Source organism: Tamaricihabitans halophyticus (genome assembly GCF_004340875.1).
Taxonomy (GTDB): domain Bacteria; phylum Actinomycetota; class Actinomycetes; order Mycobacteriales; family Pseudonocardiaceae; genus Tamaricihabitans; species Tamaricihabitans halophyticus.
Genome location: NZ_SLXQ01000005.1, coordinates 256595 through 274991 on the forward strand (window position 1 = coordinate 256595; position 18397 = coordinate 274991).

Below are 18397 nucleotides of genomic sequence, written 5' to 3' on the forward strand. Positions count from 1 at the left end.
AGACCGACTCGCGGTGATCGGAGGAAACTCGAACCAAACGATGCAACCTACCCTGGAGCTACATGGACACCAAGCCTGACAAGTCAGCGAATTCGCGCCGTGCTCGGTGGCCCTGGTTGTCGAACAACCTCGTTGTGGCGGCTCTGGCGCTTGTCGTGGTAGCTGCCGCATTCGTCGCCTGGTTAGGCATTTCCTGGTGGCAGGCGGGATCGGGGGACAATGCCGAGCTCGCCGAAACCAGGGACGAGGTGCTGCGGGTTGGTCAGTCGGCGATTACCACCTTCAACACGCTTGATTACCGCGAGCCGGAGGAAGGTTTCCGCAACTGGGAGCAGGCTGCTACCGGGAATCTGCTCGAGGAGGTCCAGAAGTATCAGGATGAGCAGAAGAAGCAGCTGAAAGAGGCGAAGTCGGTGAGCACCGCCGAGGTCCTGGAGAGCGCCGTCAGCGAACTCGAGGTCGACGAAGGCAAGGCGTTGGTGATGGCAGCCGTCGAGCTGACCACCCAGGTGGGCGAGGAGCAGCCAGTACCCAAGACGGTGCGCGTCGAGGCGGAGCTGACCAGGACCGATGACGGCTGGAAGCTCAGCGGCATCCGGCATGTGGGGATGGCTCCGCAGCAGGGCCAGGAAGGTCAGCAGGGCCAGGAAGGTCAGCAGGGACAGCAGGGCGGCGCGCCCGAAGGGGACGGTAACTAGTGGCACGGTCTCGTCGGCCTCACCGGCCTACAGGGCAACAGCGAACCGGGTCGGCGCGCCGGCCCAAGGTTGCGGGGTGGAACCGGCCCGCAACGAGGGAGACGGAGCCAGCGCCGGAGGGCGCCGAGTCGGTGACGGAGACCGAGTCGGTGGAGCCCGCGGTAACCGAGGCGGATCCCGCGCCAGATGAGCCTGTGCCAGACGACTCTGTGCCAGACGAGTCCGGGCCAGACGAGCTGGACCAGCCCGGCGAGTCGGATGGGCCCGCTGAGCCCGGTGACCGCACGGATGCCGAGGTGCTCGAGTCCGTCACCGAACCGGAGGCCGAACCAGCCCCGCCCGTTCCCTCGCCGGTCAAGCGCGGGCCGAGCCCGACTGGCAAGCGCCGGTCGACCGGTATCGCGCGTCCGGATGATGCCGGCCAGCTCGCGGTGTCGGCTCCCGTGCCGGCGATCGAGGACGCTGCCGACACGTCCGCCGAGGACGAGGACGCTGGTGGCGACGGGGGGTGGCGGCGCAACCCGGTGGTCCTCGCCGCGCTGCTGACGGTGCTTGCGATCGGTCTTGGCGCATTGGCGTTCTGGTTCCGGGTGGAGGGTGCCGCGGCAAGTGAGTCGACCAGTAACGAGGCGCTCCTGAACGCGGCGCGGACCAGTGAACTCAAGGAGCAGGTCACGGACGGCTTCGAGCAGTTGTTCTCGTACAACTACACGGATACGGACAAGACCGAGCAGGCAGCGAAGCAGATCCTCGCTGGCGAGGAGGTCCGCTCCGAGTACGAACAGTTGTTCGACCAGATCAAGAAGCTCGCTCCGGAGCAACAGATGGTGGTCACCATGGAGGTCGTGCAGAGCGCCGTTATTCGGTTGGAGGGTGATCAGGCACGACTGCTGGTCTTCGCCGACCAGACGAGCGTGCGGGGGACCAGCGGGGACACCGCGGCCGCCCCGGCGCAGCTGGCCATCGGCGCGCGCTTCGAAGACGACCGCTGGAAGATCACCAGTCTCGACCTGTTCGGCCAGGACCCGCCGCAGGCCCCGGAGGGCAACCCAAACCAGAACAACCCGAATGGGAACAACCCAGACCAGAACCAGCCGGGCCAGAACTAACCAGCTAAGAAACCACGTTTAGCCCGCTAAACGCGCCGTACACGCGCGCCCGAAATCAACAGTTAGCCCGCTAAACTCGATATATAGCAGTGTTATTTATGGTGCTGAGCGGCGCCGATGTGACCTTGGTCAAGTTTTGCGTTGAGCGGTCTGTGCTGGTCCGTGCTGGTCGGTTGCTGCGCCGGCCGGGGGATCGTGGCGTGGCATCTTGACGTGGCGGCTTCGCGGGTTCACGCTTGATGGCGAGCAGTGGGTTCGGCCCCGGGTTCCCAGGTGGCCCCCACTCGACAGCTGCCGTCTTGGCAGTTAGACTCGCAGTTTGCGCTGCCCACTTTCCGTGTGTCCAAAACAGGGGGCTAGGATACTGGGCACGAACGCACCCTTGACAGTCGCGTTGCGGATTGCTAGCGCGGCTGATCAACCGCTCACAGTCCCTGGAAGGACGCATCTTGGCAGTCTCCCGCGCGACCAAGGCCACTGTTGCGACCAACTCCACCGCGAAAGACAACTCGAATATTCCGGGCGCGCCCAAGCGAGTCTCCTTCGCGAAGATCCGCGAGCCGCTCGGCACCCCGGACTTGCTGGACGTTCAGATCCAGTCCTTCGAATGGTTCACCGGAGCCGAGTCGTGGTTCCAGCGCCGCGTCGACGAAGGTGACGAGAACCCGGTCGGTGGGTTGGAAGAGGTCCTGAACGAGATCTCCCCGATCGAAGACTTCTCCGGTTCGATGTCCCTTTCCTTCTCCGACCCACGCTTCGACGAGGTCAAGGCGACCGTCGAAGAGTGCAAGGACAAGGACATGACGTACGCGGCCCCGCTGTTCGTCACCGCGGAGTTCACCAATAACACCACTGGCGAGATCAAGAGCCAGACGGTGTTCATGGGTGACTTCCCCGTCATGACCAACAAGGGCACGTTCATCATCAACGGCACCGAGCGGGTTGTGGTCTCCCAGCTCGTCCGTTCGCCGGGCGTGTACTACGACCAGGCGTTGGACAAGACAACCGACAAGGATGTCTTCAGCGTCAAGATCATCCCGAGTCGCGGTGCCTGGCTCGAGTTCGACGTCGACAAGCGCGACACCGTTGGTGTGCGCATCGACCGCAAGCGCCGGCAGCCGGTGACCGTGCTGCTGAAGGCCCTCGGTTGGACCACCGAGCAGATCCGCGAGCGTTTCTCCTTCTCCGAGACGCTGCTCGCGACGCTGGAGAAGGACCACACCGCTGGCACCGACGAGGCGCTGCTGGACATCTACCGCAAGCTCCGTCCCGGCGAGCCCCCGACCAAGGAGAGCGCGCAGACCCTCCTGGAGAACCTGTTCTTCAAGGAGAAGCGCTACGACCTCGCCAAGGTCGGCCGCTACAAGGCGAACAAGAAGCTGGGTCTGAGCCAGCCGTACGAGACCGGCGTACTCACCGAGGACGACATCGTCACCACCATCGAGTACCTGGTCCGGCTGCACGCCGGCGAGGACAAGATGCCGGCTCGTGGCGCCGACTACGCCGAGGGCACGGAGATCCCGGTCGAGGTCGACGACATCGACCACTTCGGGAACCGGCGTATCCGTACGGTCGGCGAGCTGATCCAGAACCAGATCCGGGTCGGTCTGTCCCGGATGGAGCGCGTCGTCCGGGAGCGGATGACGACCCAGGACGTCGAAGCGATCACGCCGCAGACGCTGATCAACATCCGTCCCGTGGTCGCCGCGATCCGTGAGTTCTTCGGTACCTCGCAGCTGTCCCAGTTCATGGACCAGAACAACCCGATCGCGGGTCTGACGCACAAGCGCCGGATCAACGCGCTCGGACCGGGTGGTCTGTCCAGGGATCGCGCTGGCATGGACGTGCGCGACGTGCACGCCAGCCACTACGGCCGGATGTGCCCGATCGAGACGCCGGAAGGGCCGAACATCGGTCTGATCGGCTCGCTGTGCTCCTACGCCAGGGTGAACCCGTTCGGTTTCGTCGAGACGCCGTACCGCAAGGTTGTCGAAGGCCGGGTAACCGACCAGATCGACTACCTCACCGCGGATGAGGAGGACCGGTTCGTCAAGGCGCAGGCCAACGCGCCGATCGATGACGACGGCCACTTCACCGAGGACCGCGTCATGGTCCGCAGGAAGGGCGGCGAGGTCGAGCTGATCGACCCGATGGACGTCGACTACATGGATGTCTCGCCGCGCCAGATGGTGTCGGTCGCGACCGCCATGATTCCGTTCCTCGAGCACGACGACGCGAACCGCGCGCTGATGGGCGCGAACATGCAGCGTCAGGCGGTGCCGCTGCTGCGTAACGAGTCGCCGCTGGTGGGCACCGGGGTCGAGCTGAAGGCCGCGGTGGACGCCGGGGACGTGCTCGTCGCCGAGCAGGCCGGCGTGGTGGAAGAGCTCTCCGCCGACGCCATCACCGTGATGCACGATGACGGCAGCCGGCGCGGCTACCGGCTGCAGAAGTTCGAGCGTTCCAACCAGGGCACCTGCATCAACCAGAAGCCCGTGGTGAACGAGGGCGACCGGGTCGAGCTCGGCCAGGTGATCGCGGATGGTTCGGCCACCGACGAGGGCGAAATGGCGCTGGGCAAGAATCTGCTCGTCGCCGTGATGCCCTGGGAGGGGCACAACTACGAGGACGCGATCGTGCTCTCCCAGCGACTGGTCGAGGACGACACGCTCACCTCGATTCACATCGATGAGCACGAGATCGACGCCAGGGACACCAAGCTCGGCGCCGAGGAGATCACCAGGGACATCCCGAACGTCTCCGAGGACGTGCTCGCCGACCTCGACGAGCGGGGCATCATCCGGATCGGTGCCGAGGTGCGCGATGGCGACATCCTGGTCGGCAAGGTCACGCCGAAGGGTGAGACCGAGCTGACCCCCGAGGAGCGGTTGCTGCGCGCGATCTTCGGCGAGAAGGCCAGGGAAGTCAGGGACACCTCGCTGAAGGTGCCGCACGGCGAGACCGGCAAGGTCATCGGTATCCGGGTGTTCAGCCGGGATGACGACGACGAGCTGCCCCCGGGCGTGAACGAGCTGGTCCGGGTGTACGTGGCGCAGAAGCGCAAGATCCAGGACGGTGACAAGCTCGCCGGCCGGCACGGCAACAAGGGTGTGATCGGCAAGGTCGTGCCGCAGGAGGACATGCCGTTCCTGCCGGATGGCACTCCGGTCGACGTCGTGCTGAACACCCACGGTGTGCCGCGACGGATGAACATCGGCCAGGTTATGGAGTTGCACCTCGGCTGGCTGGCCTCACAGGGCTGGAAGATCGAGGGCAGTCCGGACTGGGCGCAGGGGCTCTCCGAAGACCTGTACGAGGTGGAGCCCGGCACGAACACCGCGACCCCGGTGTTCGACGGTGCCCGCGAGCAGGAGCTCACCGGATTGCTCGGATCGACCCTGCCCAACCGTGACGGCGACCGGATGGTCAACTCGGACGGCAAGGCGGTACTGATCGACGGTCGCTCTGGCGAGCCGTTCCCGTACCCGGTCTCGGTCGGCTACATGTACATCCTGAAGCTCGCGCACATGGTGGACGACAAGATCCACGCGCGGTCCACGGGCCCGTACTCGATGATCACCCAGCAGCCGCTCGGTGGTAAGGCGCAGTTCGGTGGCCAGCGCTTCGGTGAGATGGAGTGCTGGGCGATGCAGGCCTACGGTGCGGCGTACACGCTGCAGGAACTGCTCACCATCAAGTCGGACGACGTGGTCGGGCGGGTCAAGGTGTACGAGGCGGTCGTCAAGGGCGAGAACATTCCGGAGCCGGGTATTCCGGAGTCGTTCAAGGTGCTGCTCAAAGAGCTGCAGTCGCTGTGCCTGAACGTCGAGGTGCTCTCCAGCGACGGTGCCGCGATCGAGATGCGCGACTCCGACGACGAGGACCTGGAACGCGCCGCGGCGAACCTGGGTATCAACCTGTCCCGCAACGAGTCGCCCTCCGTAGACGACGTCGTGCAGTAGCTGTCCATCCCCTGTGGTGCGGCCGTGCAAGCACCCAACCGCACCTCAGGGGACCGTGACGGCAGGCGACCAAAGGAAACCATGAGTCGTAACTGTTCTTTCCCAACGCGCCAACACCAAAATTGCGGGGAGGCGGGCTAGCTAGTGCTGGACGTCAACTTTTTTGATGAGCTTCGGATCGGTCTGGCCACCGCTGACGACATCCGCCAGTGGTCCTTCGGCGAGGTGAAGAAGCCCGAAACGATCAACTACCGCACGCTCAAGCCGGAGAAGGACGGCCTCTTCTGCGAGAAGATCTTCGGCCCCACCCGGGACTGGGAGTGCTACTGCGGTAAGTACAAGCGAGTCCGGTTCAAGGGCATCATCTGTGAGCGCTGTGGCGTCGAGGTCACCCGCGCCAAGGTGCGTCGTGAGCGGATGGGCCACATCGAGCTGGCCGCGCCGGTCACGCACATCTGGTATTTCAAGGGTGTGCCTTCCCGGCTGGGCTACCTGCTCGACCTGGCTCCGAAGGATCTCGAGAAGATCATCTACTTCGCGGCGTACGTGATCACCAGTGTGAACACCGAGCTGCGGCACAACGAGATGTCGACGCTGGAGAACGAGATCGGCGTCGAGCGCAAGCAGATCGAGAACAAGCGCGACGCCGATATCGAGGCTCGCGCGCAGAAGCTGGAAGCCGATCTGGCCGAACTCGAGTCCGAGGGTGCCAAGTCGGATGTGCGCCGCAAGGTCAAAGAAGGCGGCGAGCGCGAGATGCGCCAGCTTCGCGACCGCGCCCAGCGCGAGCTGGACCGGCTCGACGAGGTCTGGAACACCTTCACCAAGCTCGAGCCGAAGCAGCTGATCTCGGACGAGGTGCTTTACCGGGAGCTCTACGACCGGTACGGCGAGTACTTCGAGGGCGCCATGGGTGCCGAGTCGATCCAGAAGTTGGCCGCCAACTTCGACGTCGACGCCGAGGCCGAATCGCTGCGGGACGTGATCCGCAACGGCAAGGGCCAGAAGAAGCTGCGCGCGCTCAAGCGGCTCAAGGTGGTCGCGGCCTTCCAGGCCACGAACAACTCGCCGATGGGCATGGTGCTCGACTGCGTTCCGGTGATCCCGCCGGATCTGCGGCCGATGGTGCAGCTGGACGGTGGCCGGTTCGCCACCTCTGACCTGAACGACCTCTACCGCAGGGTGATCAACCGGAACAACCGGTTGAAGCGGCTGATCGACCTCGGCGCGCCCGAGATCATCGTGAACAACGAGAAGCGGATGCTGCAGGAGGCCGTCGACGCGCTGTTCGACAACGGCCGCCGCGGCCGGCCGGTGACCGGGCCCGGCAACCGCCCGCTCAAGTCGCTTTCCGACTTGCTCAAGGGTAAGCAGGGCCGGTTCCGGCAGAACCTGCTCGGTAAGCGTGTGGACTACTCGGGCCGCTCGGTGATCATCGTCGGCCCGCAGCTGAAGCTGCACCAGTGTGGACTGCCCAAGCAGATGGCGCTCGAACTGTTCAAGCCGTTCGTGATGAAGCGGCTGGTTGACCTCAACCACGCGCAGAACATCAAATCCGCGAAGCGGATGGTGGAGCGGGCGCGGCCCCAGGTGTGGGACGTGCTTGAAGAGGTCATCACCGAGCACCCGGTGCTGCTGAACCGGGCGCCCACGCTGCACCGCCTCGGTATCCAGGCCTTCGAGCCGCAGCTGGTGGAAGGCAAGGCCATCCAGCTGCACCCGCTGGTCTGTGAGGCGTTCAACGCGGACTTCGACGGTGACCAGATGGCCGTGCACCTGCCGCTTTCCGCGGAGGCGCAGGCCGAGGCGCGCATCCTGATGCTGTCCGCGAACAACATCCTCTCGCCCGCCTCCGGTCGTCCGCTGGCGATGCCGCGACTGGACATGGTCACCGGGCTGTTCCACCTGACCAGGAAGGTCGACGACGCCGAGGGCGCCGGGCTGGCCTTCTCCTCGCCGGCTGAGGCGATCATGGCGAACGATCGCGGCATGATCAGCCTGCACGCGCCGGTGAAGATCCGGGTCGCCGATCGGCAGCCGCCGCGCGAGCAGCAGGCGAGCATGATCGACGAGGGTTGGCAGCCTGGCCAGCCGTGGCTGGCGGAGACGACCCTCGGGCGGGTGCTGTTCAACGAGCTGCTGCCGGACGACTACCCGTTCGTGAACGAGGCGTTGCCGAAGAAGCGCCAGTCGCTGATCGTCAACGATCTCGCCGAGCGGTACCCGATGGTGACGGTGGCCAGGACGCTGGACAAGCTGAAGGACGCCGGTTTCCACTGGGCCACCCGTTCCGGTGTGACCGTGGCGATCTCCGATGTGCTCGTGCCGCCGGAGAAGCAGGGCATTCTCGACGAGTACGAGGGCAAGGCAGCGCAGATCGAGAAGCGCTACCAGCGTGGTCAGCTCTCGCACGCCGAGCGCAACGCCGAGCAGGTCAAGGTGTGGGCGCAGGCGACCGAAGACGTCGCCCAGGTCATGGAGAACCACTTCCCCGACGACAACTCGATCTCGATGATCGTGAAGTCCGGGGCGGCGGGCAACATGACCCAGATCCGCTCGCTTGCCGGTATGCGTGGTCTGGTCTCCAACCCGAAGGGTGAGTACATCCCGCGTCCGATCAAGGCCAACTTCCGGGAAGGCCTTTCGGTGCTCGAGTACTTCATCGCGACGCACGGTGCGCGTAAGGGTCTCGCGGACACCGCGCTGCGGACCGCCGACTCGGGTTACCTGACCCGACGCCTGGTGGACGTCTCGCAGGACGTGATCGTCCGGGAGGCCGACTGCGGCACCCGCCGCGGCATCAACATGCCGATCGGTCAGGAGACCGCGGACGGCAAGGTCGTGCGTGCGGAGTACGTGGAGACCAGCGTGTACGCGCGTACGCTCGCCGGCGACGTGTCGGACGCCAGCGGCAACGTGGTGCACAACCGGGGCGATGACCTCGGCGACCCCGCGATCGAGCGGCTGCTGTCCCTCGGTATCACCAAGGTCAAGGTGCGCAGCGTACTGACCTGTGAGTCCGCGGTCGGGATCTGCGCGGCCTGCTACGGCCGTTCGATGGCCACCGGCAAGCTCGTCGATGTCGGCGAGGCGGTCGGCATCGTGGCGGCGCAGTCCATTGGTGAGCCGGGTACCCAGCTGACGATGCGTACCTTCCACCAGGGTGGTGTCGCCGGTGACGACATCACCACGGGTCTGCCGCGTGTGCAGGAGCTGTTCGAGGCTCGGGTGCCGAAGGGCAAGGCGCCGATCGCTGATGTCGACGGTCGGGTGCGGATCGAGGAGACCGAGCGGTTCTGGAAGATCACGCTGATCCCGGACGACGGCAGCGATGAGATCGTGTTCGACAAGCTGCCCAAGCGGCAGCGGTTGGCGGTGGGGCCGAATGGTCCGCTCGCCGACGGTGAGCACGTGGACGTCGGCCAGCAGCTGCTGGAGGGCACCCCGGATCCGCACGAGGTACTGCGGGTTATGGGGCCGCGCGAGGCTCAGCTGCACCTGGTGAACGAGGTTCAGGAGGTCTACCGGGCGCAGGGTGTGTCGATCCACGACAAGCACATCGAGGTGATCGTCCGGCAGATGCTGCGCAGGGTCACGATCATCGACTCGGGTTCGACCGACTTCCTGCCCGGCGAGCTGCCGGAACGGACGCGGTTCGAGGGCCTGAACCGCCAGGCGGTTGCCGAGGGCGGGGACCCCGCTTCCGGTCGGCCGGTGCTGATGGGCATCACCAAGGCCTCGCTGACCACGGACTCCTGGTTGTCCGCCGCGTCGTTCCAGGAGACCACCAGGGTGCTCACCGATGCCGCGATCAACGGCCGGTCTGACTCGCTGGTCGGCCTCAAGGAGAACGTGATCATCGGTAAGTTGATCCCCGCTGGTACGGGTATCAACCGGTACCGCAACATCCAGGTGCAGCCGACCGAGGAGGCCAGGGTCGCGGCGTACGCGATCCCGTCCTACGACGACGGCTACTACACCCCGGATGTGTTCGGCACCGGTACGGGTGCCGCGGTCCCGCTGGACGACTACGACTTCGGCCGCGACTACCGCTGACGCGACCGTAGTGAACTGACTGGGCCCGGCGAAGCCTCCTGCTTCGCCGGGCCCACGCATATCCACCTGGGAAAATACCCCGTTTAGCAGGCTCACTGTCGAATTCTTAGCCTGTGCAAGTAATTGAGTTCAGCGGGCTGATCGTTGATTGTTTAGCGTGTGCAAGTAATTTGGTTTAGCGGGCTAAACGTTGATCGAGGCCCTGGTGGGGGCTAGTTGGTTAGAGCGAGCCGGGTGACGGGGAAGTCGAAATAGGTGTCCGGGAACGGCTCGTCGGTGAGCGTGAAATGCCACCATTCCTTGTCGTAGTTTTCCAGGCCATACGATTCGAGCGTTTCCACTAGCAGTTCGCGATTTGCGCGCTGCGTCTCGGTAATCCGTGAATCATCGGTATGCGAGAGCGTGTCAAAGCAGTCGAACCCGGTCCCCATATCCACCGAGTTATCCGGAAATCGCTCGTCAGCGGGGGCGTAGCAGGGCGCCAACGGTTCGCCAGGTAGGTATGGCCGCTGCGGTTTCGCCGGCAGCGGCACGAGCGTGAGATCCACCGTACTGCCCCTGCTGTGCCCGGATTCCTCGGCGATATAGCCATCATCGAACAAGGTCGATTTCTCGATACGCGGGTAGAACTCCGCCTTCATTCGCTCATCCTGCGGTCGCTGCGCCCAGCGTACGAAGTCGTCCACGGCTCGCTGCGGTCGAAAACAATCGTAGATCTTCAAGCTGTAGCCCATGGCAAGAAATTCCTGCTGCGCGCCCCGCAGCGCCTGCGCGGTTGGTCGGGTCAACACGCACATCGGCTCGAGGTAACCGGTTACTGGTCGGCCTACGAAATTGTGCCAGCCGTTGTAGCGTATCTCCTGTTTGATCGTCGGAGCGACATCGGCTAGCGCGACGAACTCATCCGGCGCCTGCCACCGCGCGGCCGACGTCGGATCGTTGGCCGCGGCCGCGGAAGGTCCCGCGACCAGGGTAACCGCGGTCAAGGCGGCGAGTAGAGCTGCGCACAGCCGCCCACGAAACTGAGTAGCGATCTGCATCGTTCCGTCCTAGCAGTTCGCCATCCGGCGGCGAAGAGCCAGCCAGGTGAAATCAGTGAGCAAGCGTCCAGCTGGATAGGCTGTACCACGCCAGAATGTCGAATCGGCCGCGAGGAGTTCCCGTGACGCAGGTACCGAACGCACATCAGAACACCACCTTTCCGAGCAACGGCGGCACCGCTTACGGCTACCTGGCGACACCACCGAGCGGCAGCGGGCCCGGCCTCGTCGTCATCCAGGAATGGTGGGGGCTCACTGACCACGTCGCCGATGTGACCGATCGGTTCGCCAAGCAGGGATTCGTCGCTCTTGCGCCCGACCTGTACGGCGGGCGCACCACGCATGACGCGGAGGAAGCGGCCCGGCTGATGCGGGAACTGCCCGTTGACGACGCGGCCAAGGATCTTGCCGGGGCGGTCGATTTCCTGCGTACCAACGAAGCCGTTACCAGTGAACGGATCGGTGCCGTTGGATTCTGTATGGGCGGCAAGTTCGTACTGGTACTCGCGGCGCAGCAGGGCGAAAAGATTGGCGCCGCGATCCCGTTTTACGGATTGCCCGATGTGGACAGTACGGATTTCTCCGGCCTGCGGGCTCCGGTACTCGGGCACTACGCGACAAAGGACCGCGGTATCGACCCGGCTGCCGTCGAACGCATGCACGCCAAGCTCGCCGAGCAGGCACCCACGGGCATCCGGTCAGAAATTCACTTCTACCCAGCGGAACATGCCTTCTTCAACGACCGGAACACCGCCACCTATCACGCCGACTCCGCCGCGCTCGCCTGGCAGCGCACACTGGAATTTCTCCGGACGGAACTGAGCTAGCGCACTCGCGTCCGTGCGCCGATTCGGGCAAGCTTGGGGCGTAGCAACGTCGCTGCCGAACCATGGAGGTCAGGCATGTCCGGTCGCCCGAATGGAATCGCGGATCTCGTCGACTACTGGAATGCAACGGACCCAGACGCCGTCGCGGTGCAATACGGTCCGCGGACGTGGAGTTGGGCGGAGCTCGCGGATCGGGTCCATCGGGCGGCTGGCGCATTGAGCGCCGCAGGGGTTGGGCCCGGCGACCGGGTGGCCAGTTACGACAAGAACCACCCAGCAAGCCTGGAGATCACCCTCGCCTGCGCAAGAATTGGCAGTGCCAACGCCATGGTGAACTTCAGACTCGCACCCGAAGAAGTCGCGTACACGATCAACGACGCGCAGGCCACGGTGCTGTTCGTGGGCGCCGAGTTCCTCCCGGTCGTCGAAGAGCTTGGCGACCAACTCACCACGGTGCGCGAGATCGTGGTGATCGGTGGCGCGACCGATCAGTACGAGGACTTGCTTGCCGCCGCCGAACCGTTGACCGAGATTCGGCCACATCGACCGGACGACAGCTTTCTGCAGCTCTACACCTCAGGCACGACCGGGTTTCCCAAAGGCGCGATGTTGACCTATGGCGGCATGCTCGCGCACTCCGTGACCAATGTGGAGCATGCCGGAATAGTCGAGGGAAACGTGGCCCTTGTGGCCATGCCACTCTTTCACGTCGGCGGCTCCAGCTGGGCAATCCTTGCGCTCTACGGTGGGGCCAGCATCGTTGTGGTGCGTGAGCTCGTCCCTGAACAGTTGCTCGATGAGATCGTGCGGCGCAAGGTGACGCACGGATTCCTGGTACCGGCGGTATTCAGCGTGTTGCTGAACGTTCCAGGGGTGGCCGATCGCGACTACTCGGCGGTGCGCGAACTGTGCTACGGAGCATCGCCGATGCCGCTGCCGCTGTTGCGTCAGTGTCTGGAGACTTTTCCGTTCGGATTCCGCCAGGTGTACGGGATGACCGAGGCCTGCGGCGTAGTGACCACACTCAGCCCGGAAGACCACAGGGACGAGCGGCAGCGGCACCGGTTGGTCTCCGCGGGAACGCCGATACCCGGCGTCGAGATCGCCATCGGGGATCCGTCCACAGGGGAACATTTGCCCGCTGGTTCGGTTGGTGAGGTGTTGGTGCGCAGCGCGCAGCTGATGTCCGGCTACTGGGGTAATCCGGCGGCAACCGCGCAGGCGTTGCCCGAGGACGGTTGGTTGCGCAGTGGGGACGCCGGAAAGTTGGACGCGGACGGGTATCTCTACATCACGGACCGAATCAAGGACATGATTATCAGTGGTGGTGAGAATGTTTATCCCGCCGAGATCGAGCGCGTGCTTGCCGAACACCCAGCGGTATTAGACGTGGCCGTTATCGGCGTGCCGGACGAGCGTTGGGGCGAAACCCCGAAGGCGATCGTGGTCGGCAAGGAAATCGATGTCGAGGAACTACTTGCTTACTGCCGGGAACGACTCGCCGCATTCAAATGTCCGAAGTCGATAACGGTACTCAGCGAGTTGCCCCGGAATCCGACCGGGAAGGTGCTCAAACGAGAGCTGCGCAGGCCGTACTGGGAAGGCGTCGAACGCGGCGCCTAGCGCCGCCGAAAGCGCCGCGAAGTTGATGTTGCCGGCGCATCGAACCCCGGGCGTATTTCGGGTAAACTTAGCGCTGCGACCGGCCGTCGGTCGGGCTTCCGGGGCTAACTAGCCGGTCTAAGGCACCCCCGTTTTGACCACCGTGATCGGCGACGGGTATCTTTAGTGCTTGCGCCCGATGTATGTCGGGCCGCTCCGTGTGCCTGTTGGTTTGGTGCGGGCCGTGTACGCACGGCTGCCGGACCGGGTGCAGCGGGGAAGCCTCCCCAATCCTCGATGGGAAGTTACGGCCTTTCCGGTCGTGATGCGGGCCGACACGCCCGACCTCGTGGGGCGGAGTGGCGCGAAGTACACGACGTGCAGGCGTGCTCGATGCTGGTCACCGGGTACGCGAAGAAGTGAACGCGACAGAAAGCTGGTCCATTGCCCACGATCCAGCAGCTGGTCCGCAAGGGCCGCCAGGACAAGGCTGCCAAGTTGAAGACCGCGGCGCTCAAGGGGAGCCCGCAGCGGCGTGGCGTGTGCACCCGCGTGTACACCACGACGCCCAAGAAGCCGAACTCGGCGCTGCGCAAGGTCGCACGTGTGAAGCTGACCAGTGGCATCGAGGTCACCGCCTACATCCCCGGTGAGGGTCACAACCTGCAGGAGCACTCGATGGTGCTGGTGCGTGGTGGACGTGTGAAGGACCTGCCGGGCGTTCGCTACAAGATCATCCGCGGTTCGCTGGACACCCAGGGTGTGAAGAACCGCAAGCAAGCCCGCAGCCGGTACGGCGCGAAGAAGGAGAAGAGCTGATGCCCCGCAAGGGACCGGCCCCGAGGCGGCCGCTGATCTCCGATCCGGTTTACAGCTCGCCGCTGGTGACGCAGCTGATCAACAAGGTGCTTGTGGACGGTAAGCGCTCGCTGGCCGAGCGGATCGTCTACAGCGCGCTGGAAGGTGCGCGGGAGAAGACCGGCACCGACCCGGTAGTCACGCTCAAGCGCGCGCTGGACAACGTGAAGCCCGCGCTCGAGGTGCGCAGCCGCCGTGTGGGTGGCGCCACTTACCAGGTGCCGGTCGAGGTTCGGGCGAGCCGCTCGACCACGTTGGCGATGCGCTGGATCGTCCGCTACTCCCGGCAGCGCAGGGAGAAGACGATGATCGAGCGGCTGACCAACGAGCTGCTCGATGCGAGCAACGGTCTTGGCGCCAGCGTTAAGCGCCGGGAAGACACCCACAAGATGGCCGAGTCCAACAAGGCCTTCGCGCACTACCGCTGGTGATGACTGCCCGCCCGGTCGGACCGGCCGGGCGCCGCTATCCGCTTTGAAGACAGGGGAAGACTCTCGTGGCACGCGACGTGCTTACCGACCTGGCCAAGGTCCGCAACATCGGGATCATGGCCCATATCGACGCGGGCAAAACCACCACCACCGAGCGGGTCCTGTTCTACACCGGGATCAACTACAAGCTCGGCGAGGTGCACGATGGCGCCGCGACGATGGACTGGATGGAGGAGGAGCAGAAGCGGGGTATCACCATTACCTCGGCTGCGACCACCACCTTCTGGAACGACTACCAGATCAACATCATCGATACCCCGGGACACGTGGACTTCACCGTTGAGGTGGAGCGTTCCCTGCGGGTGCTCGACGGCGCGGTCGCCGTGTTCGACGGTAAAGAAGGCGTCGAACCGCAGTCCGAGCAGGTTTGGCGGCAGGCCGATAAGTACGAAGTGCCCCGTATCTGCTTCGTCAACAAGATGGACAAGCTCGGCGCGGACTTCTACTTCACGGTTCGGACGATCCGCGAGCGGCTTGGCGCCCGTCCGTTGGTGGTGCAGCTGCCGATCGGCGCCGAATCCGAGTTCCAGGGCGTGATTGACCTCGTCTCGATGAAGGCGCTCACCTGGCGCGGCGACGTCAAGAAGGGCGAGCAGTACGAGGTCGAGGAGATCCCCGAGGACCTCGCCGAGACCGCGGCCGAGTATCGCGAGCAGCTCATCGAGGCCGTCGCGGAATCCGACGAAGCCCTGATGGAGAAGTACTTCGGTGGTGAGGAGCTCACCGCCGAGGAGATCAAGTCCGGGATCCGCAAGCTGACCATCGAGCGCGAGGCTTACCCGGTGCTCTGCGGCTCCGCCTTCAAGAACAAGGGCGTGCAGCCGATGCTGGACGCGGTGCTGGACTTCCTGCCCTCGCCGCTGGATGTGCCGCCGGTACAGGGCCTGCTGCTGGACGGGGTGACCCCGGCCGAGCGCAAGCCGAGTATCGACGAGCCGTTCGCGGCGCTGGTTTCGAAGATCTCGGTGCACCCGTTCTACGGGAAGCTGACCTACATCCGGGTGTACTCCGGCAAGGTCTCGCAGAGCACCCAGGTGCTCAACGCGACCAGGGAACGCAAGGAGCGCATCGGCAAGCTGTTCCAGATGCACTCCAACAAGGAGAACCCGGTCGACAACGCGCAGGCCGGGCACATCTACGCGGTGCAGGGGCTGAAGGACACCACGACCGGCGACACGCTCTGCGACCCGCAGAACCCGGTTGTCCTCGAGTCGATGACCTTCCCTGAGCCGGTCATCAAGGTGGCCATCGAGCCGAAGACCAAGGCTGACCAGGAGAAGCTGTCCACCGCGATTCAGAAGCTGGCTGAGGAAGACCCGACCTTCCGGGTCAGTCAGGACGATGAGACCGGCCAGACGATCATCGAGGGCATGGGTGAGTTGCACCTCGAGGTCCTGGTGAACCGGATGAAGACCGATTTCAAGGTCGAGGCGAACATCGGTAAGCCCCAGGTGGCCTACCGGGAGACCATCCGGAAGACGGTGGAAAAGCACGAGTACACGCACAAGAAGCAGACCGGTGGCTCGGGCCAGTTCGCCAAGGTAATCATCAAGCTGGAGCCGCTGGAGACCACCGATGGCGCGCTCTACGAGTTCGACAACAAGGTGACGGGTGGCCGTGTGCCGAAGGAGTACATCCCTTCGGTGGACGAGGGCGCCCAGGACGCCATGCAGTACGGCGTGCTCGCCGGATACTCGCTCGTCGGGTTGAAGGTGACCTTGTTGGACGGTTCCTACCACGAGGTCGACTCCTCGGAAATGGCCTTCAAGGTCGCCGGATCCCAGGCGCTCAAGGAGGCCGCGAGGAAGGCCGGTCCAGTACTGCTAGAGCCGATGATGGCGGTCGAAGTGACCACACCCGAGGAGTACATGGGTGACGTCATCGGTGACCTGAACTCTCGCCGTGGACAGATTCAGTCCATGGAGGAACGCAGTGGAACCCGCGTCGTCAAGGCGTTGACTCCGCTGTCCGAGATGTTCGGGTATGTCGGCGACCTGCGGTCCAAGACCCAGGGTCGTGCGAACTACTCCATGCAGTTCGATTCCTATGGTGAAGTTCCGGCGAACGTCGCCAAGGAGATTATCGCGAAGGCGACGGGGGAGTAACCCGAAACCTGCAGCGCCGTACCTAGGTGCCGGCGCATCGTGGGGAGACTCCCCGGAGCTCCACACAACCGACCCTGAAGAGTCGTCGTCCCAGCAAACACCAAACCGCAGGTGGCAGGTGCAAATGGGCGGCGGGAAGAACTAAAAGTCCAGGAGGACAATCCAGTGGCGAAGGCGAAGTTCGAAAGGGACAAGCCGCACGTCAACATCGGGACCATCGGTCACGTTGACCACGGTAAGACCACGCTGACGGCGGCCATTACCAAGGTGCTGCACGAAAAGCACCCGGAGCTGAACCCCTTCACGCCGTTCGATGAGATCGACAAGGCGCCGGAGGAGAAGCAGCGCGGTATCACGATCAACATCGCGCACGTCGAGTACCAGACCGAGAAGCGCCACTACGCCCATGTGGACGCCCCCGGTCACGCCGACTACGTGAAGAACATGATCACCGGTGCCGCCCAGATGGACGGCGCGATCCTGGTGGTCGCCGCTACCGACGGCCCGATGCCGCAGACCCGTGAGCACGTGCTGCTCGCCCGCCAGGTCGGCGTGCCCTACATCCTCGTTGCGTTGAACAAGGCCGACATGGTCGACGACGAGGAGATCATGGAGCTCGTCGAGATGGAGGTCCGTGAGCTGCTGTCCGAGCAGGAGTTCCCTGGCGACGACGTGCCGGTGGTCAAGGTCTCCGCGCTGAAGGCGCTGGAGGGCGACGCCGAGTGGGGCGACAAGATCATGGAGCTGCTGAACGCGGTTGACGAGAACGTGCCGGACCCGGTTCGTGAGCTCGACAAGCCGTTCCTGATGCCGATCGAGGACGTCTTCACTATCACCGGCCGCGGCACCGTGGTTACCGGTCGCGTGGAGCGCGGCAAGATCAACTCGAACGAGGAGGTGGAAATCGTCGGCATCAAGGAGAAGTCGATGAAGACCACCGTCACCGGTGTCGAGATGTTCCGCAAGATCCTGGACAGTGGTCAGGCCGGCGACAACGTGGGTCTGCTGCTGCGTGGTATCAAGCGCGAGGATGTCGAGCGTGGCCAGGTCGTCGTGAAGCCGGGCACGAACACCCCGCACACCGAGTTCGAGGGTCAGGCCTACATCCTGTCCAAGGACGAGGGTGGCCGGCACACGCCGTTCTTCAACAACTACCGCCCGCAGTTCTACTTCCGGACCACGGACGTGACCGGCGTGGTGACCCTCCCCGAGGGCACCGAGATGGTCATGCCGGGTGACAACACCCGGATCACCGTCCAGCTGATCCAGCCGGTTGCCATGGACGAGGGCCTGCGCTTCGCCATCCGTGAGGGTGGCCGTACCGTGGGCGCCGGCCAGGTCACCAAGGTCATCAAGTAGTTTCTGCGGTTCTCGGAACACGGGCTTGACAATCAGGCCCCCCGGTTTCGAGGCGCAAAATTGGATATGCCATCCTTATAAGGTTGCTTGACGCGGAGGCGGCCGGTCTGGTTTCACGCCGGCCGCCTCCGCGTGAGTAGCCGGCGTCGGAGTTAATCTCCGGCGCGGGGTAGCTGGTTCTCGTAACCGGCCTGCCCCGACCACCCAACAGCAGTGACGTCAAGGGACTCGTATGCGCAGCGGGCGCGACACACCCGACCGCGTGGACCGGGGCCACCGGCGTTTGACTT

At 64.5% G+C, this 18397-nt stretch carries 11 protein-coding genes; 10 read left to right on the forward strand and 1 reads right to left on the reverse strand.

Going from position 1 to position 18397, the window contains the following annotated elements; translation table 11 throughout:
* Positions 1-62 precede the first annotated feature (62 nt).
* The 4 genes from EV191_RS14825 to EV191_RS14840 all read left to right on the forward strand — a co-directional run bounded on the left by EV191_RS14825 (position 63) and on the right by EV191_RS14840 (position 9825).
* Entirely contained in the window at positions 63-698 is a 636-nt protein-coding gene (locus EV191_RS14825; protein WP_132877620.1) for a hypothetical protein, read from the forward strand.
* Positions 699-829: 131 nt separating this feature from the next.
* Entirely contained in the window at positions 830-1807 is a 978-nt protein-coding gene (locus EV191_RS14830) for a hypothetical protein (protein ID WP_132877621.1), read from the forward strand.
* Between the two features lie 449 nt (positions 1808-2256).
* Positions 2257-5769, forward strand: a complete 3513-nt coding sequence (rpoB, locus tag EV191_RS14835) for a DNA-directed RNA polymerase subunit beta (protein WP_132877622.1) — start codon at positions 2257-2259, stop codon at positions 5767-5769.
* Between the two features lie 144 nt (positions 5770-5913).
* On the forward strand, positions 5914-9825 hold the full coding sequence (locus EV191_RS14840) for a DNA-directed RNA polymerase subunit beta' (protein ID WP_132877623.1): 3912 nt from the start codon (positions 5914-5916) through the stop codon (positions 9823-9825).
* A 212-nt stretch (positions 9826-10037) separates the two neighbouring features.
* Here EV191_RS14840 and EV191_RS14845 read toward each other — a convergent pair whose 3' ends face one another.
* Positions 10038-10865: a M15 family metallopeptidase gene (locus tag EV191_RS14845; protein ID WP_132877624.1), complete on the reverse strand. Its 828-nt coding sequence runs from the start codon at positions 10863-10865 to the stop codon at positions 10038-10040.
* A gap of 122 nt (positions 10866-10987) precedes the next feature.
* Here EV191_RS14845 and EV191_RS14850 point away from each other — a divergent pair, with 122 nt between their 5' ends.
* The 6 genes from EV191_RS14850 (at position 10988) to tuf (ending at position 18107) form a co-directional block, all read left to right on the forward strand.
* The gene (locus EV191_RS14850) at positions 10988-11692 is read left to right on the forward strand and encodes a dienelactone hydrolase family protein (RefSeq protein ID WP_243658965.1); all 705 of its coding nucleotides are present in this window, start codon (positions 10988-10990) and stop codon (positions 11690-11692) included.
* 75 nt (positions 11693-11767) lie between these two features.
* A complete protein-coding gene (locus EV191_RS14855; protein WP_132877626.1) occupies positions 11768-13315 on the forward strand; it encodes a long-chain-fatty-acid--CoA ligase in 1548 nt (515 codons plus the stop codon).
* 423 nt (positions 13316-13738) lie between these two features.
* A complete protein-coding gene (gene rpsL / locus EV191_RS14860; RefSeq protein WP_132877627.1) occupies positions 13739-14113 on the forward strand; it encodes a 30S ribosomal protein S12 in 375 nt (124 codons plus the stop codon).
* Positions 14113-14583 (forward strand): 30S ribosomal protein S7, encoded by a 471-nt coding sequence (rpsG, locus tag EV191_RS14865; protein ID WP_132877628.1) that lies wholly within the window; start codon positions 14113-14115, stop codon positions 14581-14583. Before rpsL ends, rpsG begins: the two co-directional genes overlap by 1 nt.
* 65 nt (positions 14584-14648) lie before the next feature.
* A complete protein-coding gene (gene fusA / locus EV191_RS14870; protein ID WP_132877629.1) occupies positions 14649-16748 on the forward strand; it encodes an elongation factor G in 2100 nt (699 codons plus the stop codon).
* A 165-nt stretch (positions 16749-16913) separates the two neighbouring features.
* On the forward strand, positions 16914-18107 hold the full coding sequence (gene tuf, locus EV191_RS14875) for an elongation factor Tu (RefSeq protein WP_132877630.1): 1194 nt from the start codon (positions 16914-16916) through the stop codon (positions 18105-18107).
* The last annotated feature ends 290 nt before the right edge of the window (positions 18108-18397 follow it).

Coding starts and splice junctions, on each gene's coding strand:
- EV191_RS14825 (WP_132877620.1), top strand. CDS start 63: ATGGACACCAAGCCTGACAAGTCAGCGAATTCGCGCCGTGCTCGGTGG.
- EV191_RS14845 (WP_132877624.1), bottom strand. CDS start 10,865: ATGCAGATCGCTACTCAGTTTCGTGGGCGGCTGTGCGCAGCTCTACTC.
- EV191_RS14855 (WP_132877626.1), top strand. CDS start 11,768: ATGTCCGGTCGCCCGAATGGAATCGCGGATCTCGTCGACTACTGGAAT.
- rpsG (WP_132877628.1), top strand. CDS start 14,113: ATGCCCCGCAAGGGACCGGCCCCGAGGCGGCCGCTGATCTCCGATCCG.